The organism is Cupriavidus basilensis (genome assembly GCF_000832305.1).
GTDB classification, from domain to species: Bacteria; Pseudomonadota; Gammaproteobacteria; order Burkholderiales; family Burkholderiaceae; genus Cupriavidus; species Cupriavidus basilensis_F.
On record NZ_CP010537.1, the window covers coordinates 1069859 to 1086712 of the forward strand.

Annotated in this window: 15 protein-coding genes and 2 pseudogenes; 13 read left to right on the forward strand and 4 right to left on the reverse strand. The window is 62.6% G+C overall.

Translation table 11 applies throughout. From position 1 onward, the window contains the following. Window positions 1–8 precede the first annotated feature (8 nt). From RR42_RS25515 to RR42_RS25525, 3 genes are read right to left on the reverse strand one after another with little or no spacing between them, the layout of a single operon-like run. The gene (locus RR42_RS25515; RefSeq protein WP_043354085.1) at window positions 9–1469 is read right to left on the reverse strand and encodes a class I adenylate-forming enzyme family protein; all 1461 of its coding nucleotides are present in this window, start codon (window positions 1467–1469) and stop codon (window positions 9–11) included. A 50-nt stretch (window positions 1470–1519) separates the two neighbouring features. Then, a complete protein-coding gene (locus tag RR42_RS25520; protein ID WP_043354086.1) occupies window positions 1520–2452 on the reverse strand; it encodes an alpha/beta hydrolase in 933 nt (310 codons plus the stop codon). After that, window positions 2449–3423 (reverse strand): enoyl-CoA hydratase/isomerase family protein, encoded by a 975-nt coding sequence (locus RR42_RS25525; RefSeq protein ID WP_043354089.1) that lies wholly within the window; start codon window positions 3421–3423, stop codon window positions 2449–2451. The genes RR42_RS25520 and RR42_RS25525 overlap by 4 nt, the downstream gene beginning before the upstream one ends. A 158-nt stretch (window positions 3424–3581) precedes the next feature. Between RR42_RS25525 and RR42_RS25530 the strand changes: the two genes are divergently transcribed. The 13 genes and pseudogenes from RR42_RS25530 (at window position 3582) to RR42_RS25585 (ending at window position 15534) form a co-directional block, all read left to right on the forward strand. After that, window positions 3582–4298 (forward strand): TetR/AcrR family transcriptional regulator, encoded by a 717-nt coding sequence (locus RR42_RS25530; RefSeq protein ID WP_082055103.1) that lies wholly within the window; start codon window positions 3582–3584, stop codon window positions 4296–4298. 66 nt (window positions 4299–4364) lie between these two features. Then, on the forward strand, window positions 4365–4976 hold the full coding sequence (locus tag RR42_RS25535) for a TetR/AcrR family transcriptional regulator (RefSeq protein ID WP_043354091.1): 612 nt from the start codon (window positions 4365–4367) through the stop codon (window positions 4974–4976). A gap of 150 nt (window positions 4977–5126) precedes the next feature. Continuing rightward, window positions 5127–5300, forward strand: a pseudogene (locus RR42_RS38855) (SDR family NAD(P)-dependent oxidoreductase); the annotation flags it as partial. A gap of 95 nt (window positions 5301–5395) precedes the next feature. Next, a complete protein-coding gene (locus tag RR42_RS25540; RefSeq protein ID WP_043354092.1) occupies window positions 5396–5860 on the forward strand; it encodes a DUF2147 domain-containing protein in 465 nt (154 codons plus the stop codon). Window positions 5861–5868: 8 nt separating this feature from the next. Then, window positions 5869–6870 carry an NADP-dependent oxidoreductase gene (locus RR42_RS25545; RefSeq protein WP_043354093.1) on the forward strand — a complete coding sequence of 334 codons (1002 nt, stop codon included), beginning with the start codon at window positions 5869–5871 and terminating at the stop codon, window positions 6868–6870. Window positions 6871–7117: 247 nt separating this feature from the next. Beyond that, window positions 7118–7807, forward strand: coding sequence for a Crp/Fnr family transcriptional regulator (locus RR42_RS25550; RefSeq protein ID WP_043354095.1), 690 nt, complete (start codon window positions 7118–7120; stop codon window positions 7805–7807). A gap of 154 nt (window positions 7808–7961) precedes the next feature. After that, a pseudogene (locus tag RR42_RS25555) lies at window positions 7962–8222 on the forward strand (HD family phosphohydrolase); the annotation flags it as partial. 101 nt (window positions 8223–8323) lie between these two features. Continuing rightward, on the forward strand, window positions 8324–9703 hold the full coding sequence (locus RR42_RS25560) for an MFS transporter (RefSeq protein ID WP_063778461.1): 1380 nt from the start codon (window positions 8324–8326) through the stop codon (window positions 9701–9703). Between the two features lie 21 nt (window positions 9704–9724). Next, entirely contained in the window at window positions 9725–10861 is a 1137-nt protein-coding gene (locus tag RR42_RS25565) for an alpha/beta fold hydrolase (protein ID WP_082055293.1), read from the forward strand. Window position 10862: 1 nt separating this feature from the next. Beyond that, entirely contained in the window at window positions 10863–12542 is a 1680-nt protein-coding gene (locus tag RR42_RS25570) for a fatty acid--CoA ligase (RefSeq protein WP_043354101.1), read from the forward strand. Between the two features lie 42 nt (window positions 12543–12584). Continuing rightward, window positions 12585–13343 (forward strand): class II aldolase/adducin family protein, encoded by a 759-nt coding sequence (locus RR42_RS25575; protein WP_201777400.1) that lies wholly within the window; start codon window positions 12585–12587, stop codon window positions 13341–13343. A 79-nt stretch (window positions 13344–13422) separates the two neighbouring features. Continuing rightward, window positions 13423–14133, forward strand: coding sequence for a haloacid dehalogenase type II (locus tag RR42_RS25580; RefSeq protein WP_043357915.1), 711 nt, complete (start codon window positions 13423–13425; stop codon window positions 14131–14133). Between the two features lie 237 nt (window positions 14134–14370). Beyond that, a complete protein-coding gene (locus tag RR42_RS25585) occupies window positions 14371–15534 on the forward strand; it encodes a porin (RefSeq protein ID WP_043354104.1) in 1164 nt (387 codons plus the stop codon). A 499-nt stretch (window positions 15535–16033) separates the two neighbouring features. Here RR42_RS25585 and RR42_RS25590 read toward each other — a convergent pair whose 3' ends face one another. Then, window positions 16034–16777: an SDR family NAD(P)-dependent oxidoreductase gene (locus tag RR42_RS25590; RefSeq protein WP_043354106.1), complete on the reverse strand. Its 744-nt coding sequence runs from the start codon at window positions 16775–16777 to the stop codon at window positions 16034–16036. Window positions 16778–16854 lie beyond the last annotated feature (77 nt).

Genomic DNA, 16854 nt, shown 5'->3' on the forward strand with positions numbered 1-16854 from the left:
ATTCTCGCTCATCCGCGTAGCCCCTTGGTCAGCTCGCGTAGTTTCGGCTTGTCGATCTTGCCCATGGCATTCTTCGGCAGCGTGTCGACGACGTGGATCATCGCGGGGCGCTTGTAGCGCGTCAGGCGGTCGGCACAGTGTTCGTTCAACGCGTTCGAGGTGCCCCTGGCGCCCGGTCGGAACGCGACGCAGGCGATGACGATTTCGCCTAGCGTCTCGTGTGGTGCGCCGATCACCGCAGCCTCGAGCACGCCGGGGAAATCGTGGAGCACATCCTCGATCTCCTTTGGATAGATGTTCTCGCCTCCGCGGATGATCATCTCCTTGATTCGCCCCACGATAGACAGATAGCCGTCCGCGTCGATGCGGCCAATGTCCCCCGTGTGCAACCAGCCGTCGACCACGGTTTTCGCCGTCTCCACGGGCTTGCCCAGATAGCCGCGCATGACGTTTGGACCTTGCACCAGCACCTCGCCGGTGGCGCCGGGTGGCAGGTGAACGCCCCGCGCGTCTGCGATCGCGATGCGCTGGCCCGGGAAGGGCAGGCCAACGGTACCGGGCTTGCGCAGACCGGCAATGGGGTTCAGCGTCGAGGCGCAAGTGCCTTCCGACAGCCCGTAGCCCTCGACCAGCGCAAAGCCATAGCGTGCTTCGAAGTTCTTGAGCAGGTCCGCCGAGGCGGGCGCCGCACCGCAGACGCCAAAACGCAGGCTTGCCGTGTCGGGACGCACCGTGGCCGGCAGCGCATTGAGCATGGCGTAGATCGTTGGCACCGCGGAGAAGTAAGTTGGGCGCAGTTGCTCGACGTCATTGAAGAACGCCTCGATGTCGAAGCGGCGCCGGAGCGTGACCCGTCCGCCGGCCGACAACGGTACCAGGATGCTGACCACGATGCCGTTGACGTGGAACAGCGGCAGCACCAGCAGGCAGTGGTCGGCAGCCGTGACTTGGAGCGCCTCTCGCCCCATGCTGGTCATCGCCTCGATGTTCGCATGATCCAGCATCACGCCCTTGGGCAGCCCCGTGGTGCCGCTGGTGTAGATCAACAGCGCCAACGCGGCCGGGTCGTCGAGAGGCTCGCCCACGTGGAGCGGCCCATCCTGCAATGACTCGGCAGGGATGGTGGACAGGTCCGCGAACAACGGCTGGCCGCTTTCGTTAAGGAGCAGTTTCGCCTGCGAATCGACAATCTGATGGGTTGCCTCGTTGATGGTCAGGCCGGGGTTGATGGGCGTCACCGCGGCCCCGAGACGCCAGGCGGCGAACATTGCCACAACGAACTCGACCTGGTTGGGCAGCATGAGGGCGACGACATCCCCGGCGCCGATCCCCCGGTCGGCGAGCACGCTCGCCGCTGCGAGGACGCGCGCTTGAAAGTCGCGGTTGGACAAGGAGGTGCGCGCATCGGCAACGCACGGTGCATCCGGCGCCGAGGCCGCACGAGAGTCTGGAAGTAAGGAAAGTCGCATCTTTGTTCACTCTAGCTAGGGAGTTGGTGGGAATGGACGCTCGAATCCGTTCAGCGGTCCCCGAGCAGGTGCCTGGTCAGGAAGCGTGTCTGGTCGGCCACCAACTGCTCGAAGGCGGCGCCCATGTAGAAGTCGAAGTGGCCGGCGTCGTAGCGCTTGATCTCACCCCGCGGCGCTCGGCGCGCGAGGGCGAGGGTCCTGCCGGGCGGTGTCACCGTATCGGTGTTGCTGACGCAGAAGAGGATCGGCACGGTCACGCGGGCGGCACAATGCCCTGGCCGGTAGGTGACAATCTCGGGAAGCACACGCGCCGCGACGTGGTTGACGAACTTCATCCCCGTCGGCATCAAAGCCATGTAGCCCGGCAACGCGTCATGGGCGTTCATCAGCGCCGGTTGGCCAGGTATCGCGGCGATGGGCACCATCACCGGCGCGCGCCCCATGAGTTTGGCCATGAAATCACGCAGGATCACTGGGGTAACCTTTAGCGTGCCCTTCAAGCCCAAGGCTGTAGCAGAGGCCAGGCCGTCCGTGAATGGGCACTGGCTGATGGCGGCAAGCAGTTCGGGGTGGCGGCTGGCCACAGTGATCGCATGGCCTCCTCCGAACGAGCTACCCCAGACCGCGAGGCGGCGGCCGTCGACATCGGTGCGGCGCTTGACGAAAGCCAGCGCCGCCTCCCAGTCCGCTAGCTGCCGTTTCACAGACATCAATTGCCGAGGCTGACCGCCGCTGTCGCCGAAGTAGCGGTAGGTGAAGGCGAGGGTTGCGATGCCTGCTGCGGCGAAACGCTCCGAGAAGGCGTCGAGGCGCATCTCGCGGATCGCGCCCAGGCCATGGCCAAGGACAACGACCGGTGGGCGCTCGACACCGGCGGGCAGGTAGAGCCAGGCCGAGCAGTAGGACTCGCCAGAGTCGAAGCTGACGTCCTGACGGGTGAACGCGCCAGTAGTGGCGGCGCAGGATTGGGGCAGGGCGCTCATTGCTGTATTTCGCTGCGTTGTAGAGGGAATCGACCGTTGGCAAGCGCCTCGTCGTAGATCGCGGGGGCGTACAGTGGCAGGTCGCCGTCGTGTGCCGTGCGATCGAGGTAGCCGACCATCAGTGATTGCGCCGTGGCGGACGGTGCAATCGTGATGAACTCGGTCCGCTCCAGATGAAGGCCCTCGTCGAGCGTCATTGACCCGCCAAGGTAGACCGCGCGCTTGATGGCAGCGATGGAGTCGCGGGGGCGCGAACCGAGGTATCCGGCCAGTTCAAGAGCGCGCTCCAGCAAGGCGTCGGCAGGCACAACCTCGTCGATCAGGCCGATTTCTAGCGCCTTCGCGGGCGGCACCGGCCGCCCCTCAAGCATCATCATGAGCGCGCGATGGGAGCCGACAAGGCGTGTGAGCCTCTGTGTGCCGCCCCCGCCGGGAAGAATGCCAAGGAGTACTTCAGGCTGACCGATGAAAAAGTCTCCGTCCGCCATCAGGCGCATATCGCAGGCTTGTGCGAGTTCGCTGCCCAAGCCCAGTGCGGATCCGTTCAGCGCCGCGATGAAGAGCACGCCGCAGCGGTTCATGCGCAAGAACGTGTCGTGCAACTGGTCCAGTTCCATCCCGCCCTCCAGCGGCGTGACCGATGCCGCCGCTGCCAATGGGGGCATGCCGCGGACCGTCTTTGCCACCCGGGCGATAGCCGAAGCGGCCCCACGCCCTACCTTCGGAATGCTCTTGCCGCCCTCCTGCAACCAACGCACATCCGCATGTCCAATGAAGCGCCCGGGATGCGTGCCGGTGAGTACCACCGCCCTGACCGCCGCATCGGACTCCACCTTGTCCACCAACGCCGCCAGATCTCTGGCCATGTTGAGCCCCATCAGCCCCTGCGGTCCACCCTCCAAACGCGCGATCAGAACGGCGCCGCGGGTTTCTACATCGAGGTGGCCGGGCATCGCCGGTGTCTTTTTCATCTCTGGTTCCTTTCTGCTTTCTGTGTAGGCGTGGAGCGCGCGTGCACTGAGCAACTCGTCAGGTCCGACTGTGTTTGCAACGCCACTCACACGGGCGCAGGTCACTAAATAACAGTGTTATTTGTGGTAGCATAACGTTGTTATTAAGGGCTTGCAATATGACCACTGATAGGACTTTCCCTGATGCGCGCACCCGCCTCGTCGAGGCAGCGATTCGTCTGCTCACGACGAATGGCCCTTCCGAAGTCAAGGCCCGTTCGGTTTCAAGTGAGGCAGGACTGTCAACAATGGGGGTCTACACGTACTTTGGCGGCGTGCCTGAATTGCTTCAGGCCGTTGCGGATGAAGGATTTGAACGGCAGGCTGCGATCTTCAAGCAGGTTGCAAACACAGACGATCCCATGGTCGATCTATGTGCGATGGCTCTCGCGTGCCGTGACTTCGCGAGAAGCAACCCGCATCTGTACGACCTGATGTTCGGTCTTTCGATCCACGGCAGGTATAGCCCCTCGCGAGGCACGCCGGAGTCGGAGTCGAGAGGGCGCTCGGCATCGTTTACCGCGTCCTACGCGTATCTGCATTGGGAGTGCACCCGCCTGGTGGAAGGCGGCATCGTGCGCAAGATCGATCCCGATCGGATTGCGGCCCAGCTATGGAGCGCCTTGCACGGATTCATCATGCTCGAACTCGGCGGTCACTTCGCGGCCATCGACGATCCCTCTGCTGAAATCCTGGTGCCGATGTGCGTCAACGTCGTCGTCGGGCTTGGGGCGGATCGCAAGCGTGCCGAGACTTCGGCCGCCAATGCAACAGCCGGATGGGGAGGTTCGCCGAGCGCTGAACCCGATGGCAAGCGAACCAGGAAGGCCGGTTGAGGGAACGCTGGCTAGGCAGTTGTCGTCTGCGGGAAAACCGCGGCACACGCATCGCGCAAATTTGATATGATTCGCATCATGCGAAATATGAAAATCAACGCTAGAAGCGCTGCCAAGGAAGCGTCGCACGAACGCATTGTGGCCGCGGCTGCCAGGGCGATCCGACGCAGTGGCTATGACGGCGCTGGCGTCGCCGACATCATGAAGGACGCCGGGCTGACGCATGGGGCGTTTTATGCTCATTTTCCCTCGCGCGAAGCCATGCTGGCAGAAGCTGCGGATCGAGCGTGTGCAGAGTCCGCGGCCGTCGCGCAAGACGTTGTTGCGAATGCGACCCCCAAGACGGCCTTGGAATCCATGTGTCGAGCCTATCTGTCCAAGGAACACCTCGAACTTGTCGAGATGGGATGTCCCTTGGCCGCGCTAGGCTCGGAAACGCCGCGGCAGGCGCCCGAAGTGCGCCGTGCGACGACTCGCCACATCAAGGCGATGACGGACCTAGTCGCCCGACAATCTCCCGATTGGGGACAACCCGATGCGCACGAACAAGCACTCGTGACCGTCGCTACCATGGTCGGTGCCTTGGTGCTGGCTCGTGCAGTCGACGAGCCAGCGCTGTCCGATCGCCTGCTCGAAGCCGCGCTGAAACGCCTGCTCGCCCCGGCATCAAAAATCTGAACTCTCGCCAATGCAACCATCTCGCTCGCCAATTCATATGATATTCATCATGCGAAATAACGATGGCGCTCGTATTGGCGTGCCGCGTCGAATCACCCTCAACGCGCATCCCGGACGATCCCGAACTCCACGCTCTGACGGAGAAACTTCATGAACATGCGGGGCAAGATTGCCCTCGTTACAGGGGCCTCCTCAGGCATCGGCCAAGCCACCGCGGAGCGGCTCGCGAAGGCGGGCTACAAGGTGTATGGGACCAGTAGACGCGCCGACACAACCAGTCAGCGATCGTTCGAGCTGCTGTCTCTCGACGTAGCTAGGGACGAACACCCAGTCAACCAATCTGTGAGAAAGGAATGCCCATGTCATCACGCATCGCCAGGCGGCCACGCGCTGGCCAGGCAACGTTAACCGTTGAGGCCATGGCAACGCTCCGTTTGAAACAAGCGGCCGGCGTCGCTCTGATTCTCGCCGCGGCGCTCGCGGCGGCGCCGGTGCGGGCCGGCGACGCGTCGCCCGCCGGCCTGTGGAAGAATGTTGACGACGCCAGCGGCAAGCCGCGCGCGCTGATCCGCATCACTGAATCGAATGGAACGCTTCAGGGCAAGATAGAAAAGGTGTTTCCCGCCCCGAGCGAGGACCCGAATCCGAAGTGCGAGAAATGCGAGGGCGCAAACAAGAATGCGCCGGTCATCGGCCTGGTCATCCTGAGTGGCCTGAAGAAGGAGGGCGAAGAGTATGTCGGCGGTCAGATACTTGATCCCGACAACGGCAAGGTCTATCGCAGCAAGGTCCGCCTGGCCGACGATGGCAAGACGCTCAGCGTGCGCGGCTACATTGGCGTGCCAATGCTGGGCCGCTCGCAGACCTGGGGGCGTCAGGAATGAGAGCGACCATGAATGCATTTCTTCTCGATCGGTACGGGAAACAGCGCGTGTTGCGTCGCGCGGAGGTACCGAGCCCGATGCTGGGTGAGGATGAGGTCATGGTCCAGGTCCATGCGGCAGGTGTGAATTTGCTGGATTCCAAGATCAGGGACGGCGAGTTCAAGCTGATCCTTCCCTATCACCTGCCCCTTGTCCTGGGCCACGACGTCGCCGGCGTCGTAGTCGAGGTCGGTTCTCGCGTCCGGCAGTTCAAGCCGGGCGACGAGGTCTATGCCCGGCCTGATGATTTCCGCATCGGCACCTTCGCCGAGTACATCGCGGTCAAGGAAGCGTCTTTGGCGATCAAGCCCAAAGCACTGAGCATGGAAGAAGCCGCATCGATCCCCCTGGTGGGGCTGACGGCATGGCAAGCGTTGATCGAGAAGGCCAATCTGAAGAAAGGACAGAAGGTATTCATCCAGGCGGGTTCCGGTGGCGTAGGCACATTTGCGATCCAGTTGGCCAAGCATGTTGGCGCCACTGTAGCCACCACCACGAGCAGCGCCAACACCGACCTGGTAAGAGGTCTCGGGGCAGACGTCGTCATCGATTACAAGAGCGACGATTTCGAGAAAGTACTGCAGGGCTACGATGTTGTCCTCCACAGCCAAGACGCAACGGCGCTGGAGAAATCCCTGCGCGTCCTTAAGCCCGGCGGAACACTCATCTCGATCTCCGGACCTCCTGATCCCACTTTCGCACGTGGAATCGGAGCGCCGTGGTTCGTGAGATCGGCTGTTCGTCTCCTGAGTTACGGAGTCCGGAAGCGGGCGATAGGTCGTGACCTGAAATATTCATTCCTTTTCATGAAGGCCAGCGGGCACCAGTTGAGCGAGATCACTTCACTGATTGATGGCGGCGCAATACGGCCGGTATTGGATCGGGTTTTTTCATTTGATTCGACCAACGAGGCCATGGCCTATGTCGAGAAAGGCCGAGCCAAGGGAAAGGTCGTCGTCCGGGTCAGGTAGGCGCGATCACCCGTTGGTTCATTTCGGACTCTGCTCCACTGCATGTATGACCAGCCGTGGGGCAGAAACCGCATGCCGCCATCCCACGCCCAAGGGCTGATGCGATCCTTCATCGTGCAGTGTCAACTAAGCGACCAGACGTGCCCTGCCTCCAGCTTGATATGAATGGAAGCCATGCCCTCGCCGTACTGGAGGAGGCGATGCGCAGGCCGGGCGGCTCGCCCCCCCGGTAACAGAGCATCCTCAAATGTCGACGCCATACAAAGAACTCCTGGACATCTTTGGCGACCCGTGGTTCGAGTCGCTTGAACCGGCATCGCAAGAGGTATTGCTAACGCAAGGGCGCCCGTTTCGTGTCAGAAGCGGTGAGTTCGTCGTGCGCAAGGGGGATCCGGCGAACGGATTCTTCGGCGTTGTGAGCGGCGCTCTCGCTGCCTCCTCGGTCCTTGAAGACGGGCGGCAAATGATTTTCGGCTTGCTCGAGCCGGGGGATTGGTGCGGCGAGGCGTCGTCGCTCGACGGATTGCCCCGCACGCACGACATCCATGCCGTGCGCAATGCCGAAGTGCTGCACATCGCGCCGCCACTGTTCGAGCAATTGATGCTGAATGTCCGGTTCGCACGGGCGATCGCGGTCCTGCAGACGGCGCGCACCCGAACCATGTTCAGTTTCTTCGAGGATGCGGCGCTGCGTAGCACACGTGCTCGTGTCGTGAGGCGACTGCTCAGGCTGGCGCGTGGCGACGCTCCGGCGTTGCCCCGTTCCAGGCGGGTGATTCCCATCACACAGGAGACCCTCGCGATGATGCTGGGCCTCACCCGCCAGACTTTGTCCCTGGAGCTCAAGGCCCTGGCCGCGACGGGAGCACTGTCGCTGTCATACGGACGCATCGTCATCGAGTCGGAGCAGACGCTGAACTCGCTCAGCGAGGCCTGATCAGGGCGCCGCGAGCGACTTGCCCTAGGACTTACCCGTGGAATGTCAGCTGCATTGCATTCGCGCGTGCAAGCCCATCCCTACCATGTGCAATCCTTCATCGCATTGGTTGACACCTATGACTGAGCGCGCAACATTTCGCAGATTCCAAGAAAGCACGGCCCAGGATTGGATGGCGATCCAGGGGCACTACTTCTTCCATCATCTTGGCATGGATCGCGACATGCGCGAGCAGTTCGCCGGGCATCCGAACTACGACCGCACGGCGGAGTTCTGCGAGCTGTATGACAGCCCGGCCTTCGACCCGATGGCCGAGACGTTGCTGCTTGCGGAGTTCGAGCCAATGGTGCGCCGCCTGTTCAAGCATCCCGTCAACAGCATCTACAAGAAAGCGGCCGCGATGGCCGAGACCTGACGGGGCCTTGCGGACTGGCCCGCTCGGCCCTAGCCATCCCACGGCACGGCCCTGATGACCGATACGGCCCTTAAATATAAGAGGAATGTTGGAGACCCACGATGAACCGAACGGCAAAGCCCGCCCTGGCAGGTCCTATGGACCATGTGCATGAACTACGCAGGGAGAAGATGTACCGGAAGATCACGTGGCGGCTGGTTCCGCTGCTCTTCCTGGCCTACGTCATCTCGTATATCGATCGGATCAACGTCGGCTATGCCAAGCTGCAGATGAGCTCGGACCTGCACCTGACCGATTCCATCTACGGGCTCGGCGCGGGCATCTTCTTCGTCGGGTATGCGTTGTTTGAGGTGCCCAGCAACATCTTCCTGATGAAGATCGGCGCGCGCCTGACGATCATGCGCATCATGCTGTGCTGGGGCCTGATCTCCGCGGCGACGATGTTTGTCACTACGCCCTCGCAGTTTTACATTGCACGCTTCCTGCTGGGGGCGTTCGAGGCTGGCTTCTTCCCGGGCATTGTGCTCTACCTGACCTTCTGGTTCCCGGCTGCGCGCCGCGCGCGCATCATCGCCTTGCTCATGAGCGCGACGGTGGTAGGCGGCCTCTTTGCGGGCCCGCTGTCAGGCTGGATCCTGCAGAACCTCGACGGATGGCACGGGCTTCGCGGCTGGCAATGGATGTTCCTGCTGGAAGGCTTGCCCTCTGCCTTTCTAGGTTTCGTTGTCTACGCCTGCCTGTCCAACTCGCCTGAAGAGGCCAAGTGGCTGTCGGAGGACGAGAAGCGAATGATCCGCGTCGAACTGCCCACGCAAGCTGCCCCTCACGCCTCGACGCCGGCGCTGGAGGCCGCGGGTGCCGCACTGCGCGACCCCAAGGTCTACCTGCTGTCTTTCCTGTACTTCGCGGCCGTTTGCGGCGGCACCACCCTGAGTTTCTGGATGCCTACGATGATCCAGAGCTTGGGCGCAAAGAGCATGCAGATCATTGGACTGATCTCCGCCGTGCCTTACGCATTCGCGGCCCTAGCCATGATCCTGTACGGCCGCCACTCGGACAAGCGAGCCGAGCGTCGCTGGCACTACGCCGTGGCGGTCGCCATCGGCGGGGTGGGGCTGGCGCTCACAAGCTGGACCGGCGCCTACATGTGGCTGTCGGTCGCGTTGATCGCGATTGCGATTGCCGGCTCGGTGTCGGCGCTCCCGGTCTTCTGGGCGGTCGCGACCGCCCAGCTGTCCCCGCAATCGACTGCTGCAGGCATCGCGATCATCACCAGCTTAGGCAACCTGGCCGGACTTGCGTGCCCGTACGTGCTAGGGGTGATCAAGCAATCCACCGGCAGCCTGACCGGCGGCCTGTTCCTGATCGCCGGCGTCATGCTGGCCGGCGCCTTCGTGATGATCGGCAGCGGGTCGATTCGCCCCCGCGCTGATCATCGATCGCTTCCGGCCGGGAAGATGCCGGATGCCTCCGCGCGCTGAACAATGACCCAGGACCCATCGATGATGACCTTGCCGCTCGAGCCCGGCGTGCGCGCGTGCTATTCCGACAACGGCAATGGCCTTCGCATTCATTGGCTGGAGGCGGGCGACCCGCGCCCCGAGACGCCGATGATCGTGTTGCTGCATGGCTTCCCCGAGCTGGCGTTCAGCTGGCGGCATCAGCTGAACGCGTTGGCGCAAGCGGGATTTTACGTGGTCGCGCCCGACCAGCGCGGCTATGGCCGCACGACGGGCTGGATTGCCGAAGCCGACACGGACCTTGGCACTTTCCGAATGGACAACCTGGTGCGAGACGTACTGGGTCTTGTCCAGGCGCTTGGAAGGACGTCGGTCCACGCCGTGGTGGGCCATGACTTCGGCGCGCACGTCGCCGCCTGGTGCGCGCTGATCCGCCCCGACGTCTTCCGTTCACTGGCGATGTTGGCCACGCCTTTCACCGGGCCGCCGCCGTTCCGGCTCGGCGCACCTGATGCTCCGGACCTTCGTTCCAGGCAACTGGCGGAAGCCCTCGCGGGCCTGTCGGCCCTCGAGCGCCCGCGCAAGCACTACCAACTCTATTACTCCGGCCCGGACGCCAATGCCGAGATGCACGCCGCCCGCCAGGGTTTGCATGAATTCTTGCGGGGCTATTACTACCTGAAGAGTGCGCAGGGCGCCGACGAGCGGCCCGAGCCCTTGCCCGACCTGACCGCGCAATCCTTGGCCCGGCTGCCGACCTACTACGTGATGGACGCCGACGTGGGGATGTCCGAAACCGTCGCCCGCAGCCTTGCACAACGCGAGCTGCGGCCGAGCCCGTGGCTGTCGGATGAAGCGCTTTGCGTGTATAGCCAGGAATTCGGCCGCACGGGTTTCCAGGGCGGCCTGTTGTGGTACCGGGCCGCCACCAGCCGTGAGCTTCAGCAGGGGCTGCAGCTCTATGCCGGGTTGACCATCGACGTGCCCAGCTGCTTCATCGCCGGTGAGCAGGACTGGGGCGTCCACATGCTGCCGGGCGCGCTCGACGCGATGCACCGCGATGCCTGTTCCCGCTTGGTCTCATCCCGGTTCATCGCCGATGCCGGCCATTGGGTGCAACAAGAAAAACCCGAGGCGGTGAATGCCGCGCTCCTCGATTTTCTCAATAGAGGCTGTTGATATGCAATCTGCAACCGTGGAATCGGGTACCACATCTGACGCCTTTGGGCGGAACTCGTTGCTGATCAAGCAACTGCTGGAAGCTGGGCTGACCCGAAACCCCTCACAGGAGGTTGTGTACGGCGACGCCGTGCGCTTCGATTACGCCGAACTGAGCCGGCGCATCGGGCGCCTGGCGGCCGGCCTGGCGTCGTTGGGTGCGGGGCCCGGCAACACCATCGCGGTCATGGACTGGGACACGCATCGCTACCTGGAGTGCTTCTTCGCGGTCCCGATGGCGGGCATGGTGCTGCATACGGTCAACGTCCGGCTCTCAGCCGAGCAACTGCTTTACACCATCAACCATGCGCAGGACGACTTCATCCTTGTCAATGCGGAGTTTCTGCCGATGCTCGAGGAGATCTGGGACCGCGTGGTCCCAGGAAAACAGTTGGTCCTGATGACAGATGAGGCCCAACCGCCTGCGACCCGGCTTCCCATCGCCGCCGAGTACGAGGCGCTGCTCGCTCGCTCGAACGCGGTGACCAAATGGCCCGATTTGGACGAGTCGACACGTGCCACCACGTTCTACACAACCGGCACCACCGGGTTGCCCAAGGCTGTCCACTTCAGTCATCGGCAACTCGTGCTCCATACCCTGGCCAGCCGTTCCGCATTAGCTGGGCCGGGCGCGGGTCGCTTCAACCATGACGACGTCTACATGCCGGTGACGCCCATGTTCCACGTTCACGCCTGGGGACTGCCCTACGTCGCCACGATGATGGGCGTCAAGCAGGTGTACCCCGGGCGATACATTGCGGACCGTTTGCTCACCTTGTTCGAGCGCGAGAAGGTCACCTTCTCTCACTGCGTGCCGACGATCCTGCAGATGATGCTGGACGCTGCGGCCGCGAGGGGTCAGCGCCTCGACGGCTGGACCGTCGTCATCGGCGGGGCGGCGCTCGCGCAGTCTCTGGCCAAAGCCGCAATGACAATCGGGATTGATGTTTTTGCCGGCTACGGCATGTCGGAAACCGGGCCCATCCTCACTCTGGCACAACCCCGATCGGCACGGTCCGAGGTACCCACTGACCAGGAGATTGAAGCCCGCTGCCATGCGGGCTGGGCCATCCCATTCGTCCAGTTGCGTATCGTCGACGAAGCGATGAACGACCTACCGCCGGACGGCCGCTCGCCCGGTGAACTCGTGGCGCGATCGCCTTGGCTCACGCAGTCCTACATTGGTGATGAACAAGCGAGCCAGGCGCTGTGGGGCGGTGGCTGGCTGCACACAGGGGACATCGCCGTCATGCATGCAGATGGCTGCGTCCGGATCGTGGACCGATTGAAGGACGTGATCAAGACCGGCGGCGAATGGGTCTCGTCGCTGCAGCTTGAGGACATTCTCCTCAAGCATCCGCAGATCCAGGAAGCCGCCGTCATCGGTATTCCCGACCCCCGCTGGAGCGAGCGTCCTGCTGCAGTGATCGTGCCAAAGCCTGGCGCGGCCCTAGATGCTGACGCCGTGCGTGCATATGTCAAGCAGTTCGCGGACGCGGGCGCGATCTCGAAGTTCGCGATCCCGCAAGAGGTGATGTTTGCCGACAGCCTGCCCAAGACCAGCGTGGGCAAGCTGGACAAGAAGCTGATGCGGTCACGCCACGCGCAGCGGTCGCAGCCGCAGACCTCGGGCACCGTGTAGGTCAGAAATTGGCGCAGCCCCCCCCATTATTTAAAGGAGTCAATCGTGTATATCCCATCTCTCAAAGAAGTCGTCAGCGCTGAAGAATGGCAACTGCGTTGCGACCTGGCTGCCTGCTATCGCCTGGTGGCGCTGCACGGCTGGACCGACCTGGTGTTCACGCACATCAGTGCGCGCCTGCCGGGTGACGGCCATGACTTTTTGATCAACCCCTACGGCCTGCTGTTCGACGAGATCACGGCGTCATCGCTCCTGCGCGTCGACGCATCGGGCAACCAGCTCACCGAGTCGCCGTTCACGGTGAACCGCGCCGGCTTCGTCATCCACAGCGCCATCCATGCCGCACGGCCGGACGTGCAGTGTGTGTTGCACACGCATACGCGTGCCGGTGTCGGCGTCAGCGCGCAGCAGGCAGGGCTGCTGCCCATCTCGCAGCAGTCGATGGTAATCCAGGGTTCGCTGGCGTACCACGACTATGAAGGTATTGCGCTGCGTGACGCGGAGAAGCCGCGACTGCAATCGGACTTGGGCAAGGCCAACTACCTGATGCTGCGCAATCATGGCCTGCTCACGGTAGGTGCGACGATCGCGGACGCGTTCCTGGCGATGTACATCTTCGAGAGCGCCTGCCAGATTCAGATCGCGGCACAGGCGGGCGGGCCATTGACCATGGTCGATGAGTCCATCCAGGCGACCGCGCAGGCCGATGCGCGCGCGCAGACCGGCGGCATTGGCGGCCGTTTCGTGTGGCCGGCCCTGTTGCGCAAGCTTGAGCGTACCAACCCCGGGTACGACGCGTGATTGGTTCGATGGTTGCGCGAGTGGCCCTGTGCCTTCTCCTGCAAGCGTGGGACTTGAAACAAACAAGATGATGGAACACATGAATCCTCAATTGGCTGCCGGCACCAAAGTGCTTGCCTTCGATGTATTCGGAACAGTCGTCGATTGGTACAAGAGCGTCATGCAAGAGCTCGGTGCGATGAACCTCGACGTGGACCGCAACAAGTTCACGCTGGCCTGGAGAGCAGGCTACATGCCGGCTATCCAGAAGGTCATGTCCGGCGAACTTGGCTGGACTTCGATTGACGACCTGCACAGGATGGTCCTGGATGAACTCCTGGAAACGTTTCAGGTGCTGCACTTGACGGAGGCGGAGAAACGCAACCTGAACAAGGCCTGGCATCGATTGGAGGCGTGGCCGGATGCGGTGGAAGGCCTTACCAGATTGAAGTCGCGATACACGATCTGCACCATGTCGAACGGCAATATCGGATTGCTGGCCAATATGTCGAAGAGTGCATCTCTACCGTGGGACTGCATTCTTTCGGCAGAGGTCTTTCGCAAGTACAAGCCCGACCCGGCGACTTACCTGGGAGTCGCTCAGGTGTTCGATATCGCTCCAGGCGAAGTCATGATGGTGGCGGCTCATCAGGATGACTTGGCACATGCGCGCGCATGCGGACTGCAAACCGCTTACATCGAGAGGCCGCTGGAATACGGTCCTTTCCAGCACAAGGACGTCTCTCCCAATGCGGACAACACGCTTCACGCCAGGAATCTGGTGGAACTTGCTGTTGCGCTGGGCTGTTGATCGAAGGCCTGGGAACAATTCGGGCAGCACCGCGACAACCCGCCTTCGGGCATTGATCGCCCAGGCGGGTACGGATCCGCGCATCCCCCCAACCCTGCATCGTGGGGACGATGCAGGGATCACGTACGCGCTGCTTGGCTAGTCATCGACACATTGCACGCTGGTTCAGCGATTCCAATCAGAGAACGAATCTGGTTCCATCAGTAGTAACAAGAAGAGAAACGGAGAGAGACACCAATGACCCTCAGGAAAATCGCCTTTGCAGCACTGCTGGCTTGTCCGCCGGCTGCATTCGCGCAGTTGTCCGTCACGCTCTATGGCGTCGCGGACGTCAACGTCGAGTACGCCAATCACGTTGCCGCATTGCCCACGGCAAGCAACGGCTTTAATTCCGGTTCCGGGAACAACGTTGTCCGCATGGATTCCGGTGGTTTGTCAGGTTCGCGCTGGGGCCTACGCGGTACGGAGGACCTTGGCCAGGGACTTCGAGCGCTTTTCGTGCTGGAGAGCGGCTTCGGTCTTGATACCGGCACCCTGCAACAAGGCGGCCGATTGTTCGGGCGGCAGGCATTTGTGGGCGTGCAAGATGCGCGCTTCGGTCAGATCACCCTTGGCCGCCAGTACACCTCGGTGTTTGACGCACTCGCCAACTTCGTGCCAGGAGTCTACTCGACCCAGTATGAGCCCACTGTGTTGCAGCAGGGCGCCAACTACCGCGAGGACAATACCGTCAAGTACACGGGCAAGCTCGGTCCTGTTACAGCGCTCGCTCACTGGTCGTTCGGTGCCGGGGTGGCACTGCCGGCCGCGGCGGGTGTGGCGGTGCCAATCGGCGGCAACGGCGAAGTCCCGGGCCAGTTCCGGCGTGACACCGCGTATGGCGCCGCGCTGGTCTATGGAGCGGGCCCGCTCGGCTTGACTGCTGGCTACGATCAGTGGAATCCGACCATCGGCACCGGCAGCGGCACCGCCAAGAAGGCTGTGATCGCCGCAAGCTACACCTATGGGCCGGCGAAGGTGATGGGCGGCTATCGCTGGGGTCAGACCAAGAATGCGACCGACGTCCTGATCCAGCGTGATGACTACTACTGGATCGGCGGCACCTATCGAGTGACGCCAGCGGTTGGCCTGACGCTCGAGTACAGCTACGACAACCTCAAGAGCCTGTTCGGCAATGCGAACGTGGCCAACCCGTGGCAGATCGCCTTCATTTCGACCTACTCGTTCTCCAAGCGTACCGATGTCTATCTGAGCACGGCATACGCGAAGCACGCCGGTCTGATGATGGAATCAGTGGCGACGACTTTCGCCACCAGCCTCTCCGTGGGCAACAGCTATGCGCTGGGCAATGGCCAGACCTCAATGGTGGGTGTTGCCCTGGGCGTTCGCCATCAGTTCTGAGGGCGCGGGGACACCGGCAAGGAGCAGGTGGTGAAAGTCCACTACGATGAGGTTATGGCGAACCACATCGGCCCCGAGCCGGGCGCACGCCACCGTGCGCGTCGTAGGCGAACGTGAGGGCCAGCCTGGACTGGGGGCGCCCACCGGCTGCTGGCTGAACCAGCGCATGCCGATCAGGTTGGCCACGGGCATTGAGCAGGCTGGCAGGGCGATACAGGTACGGCGCTTTCGGCCGCAAGGTGCGCCGGTAGAGCAATAGGGACCAGAGATGGCGGCGTTGATCAAAGCCCTACTCGAGCTCCGAGCTCCGAGCCTCGCACCGGTCGCGCTACCTCCAGGGGCATCCTGTTGGCAGGACGAAACGCTGATCCCTCGTCGTTGACAGGGCGGAGGGGGGAACGTTTTAAAGCCACCAGAATTGCAAGTTGAGCCGGATCGCAAAACCCATGCTGTCAATGGGCATCGATTCCTGAGCCGGCGGCGGCTTGATTCGGTGTGGTTACCAGTTTTCCTTGAACGGTCTCAGGTCGAGTTCCTGCGTCCACGCCGATTTGGGCTGGCGGTGCAACATCCAGTAGTTTTCGGCAATGGCATCATACTCAAGGAGTCCTTCCGGACCGAGGTGCTCGATCATTTGTGGATAGGCGCCCTGAAGCCGATCTCCCAGGATGCCGCCATCAATGACGATATGCGCGACGTGAATTCCCCTGGGCCCGTATTCGCGGGCCATGCTTTGCGCGATCATTCGAAGTCCCGCCTTGGCGGCGGCGAAGTGCGCAAAGCCGGGCTTGCCGCGCAGACTGCCTGAGGCGCCAGTGAAGATGACTGTGCCACGGCCCAGCGGGACCAGTCGCCGTGCGGCCTCACGACCGACGAGGAAGCCCGAATAGCAGCCAACGCGCCAGAAGTCTTCGAACTGTGCCGCGGTTAGTTTCGTGAAATCGATCAGGGCGTTGTTGCCAGCGTTGGACACGATGACATCGGCAGGCTCGCGGCCCGGCCCTGGGTTCATCGCCCGGTCGAAAGCGGCGATCACCTGCGCTTCATCGGTCACGTCGGTCCGAATCGCTTCGGCACTGCCGATTCCAGACGCGGTAATCTGCGCAACCACCTCCTCAATTTTGGACAGTGTGCGTCCGGTCGCGATGACGTGATAGCCCTCGCGCGCGAAGCGCCTGCACACGGCGCCGCCGACGCCGCGGACCGATCCCACGCCGAACACGATTGCGGTTGGCTGATTCATGTCATTGTCTCCAATCAGTTAGTGTGGATGCCGATACTGGCGTCATCGCGCAGGCATGCCCCGGCGGCGGCCAGCAT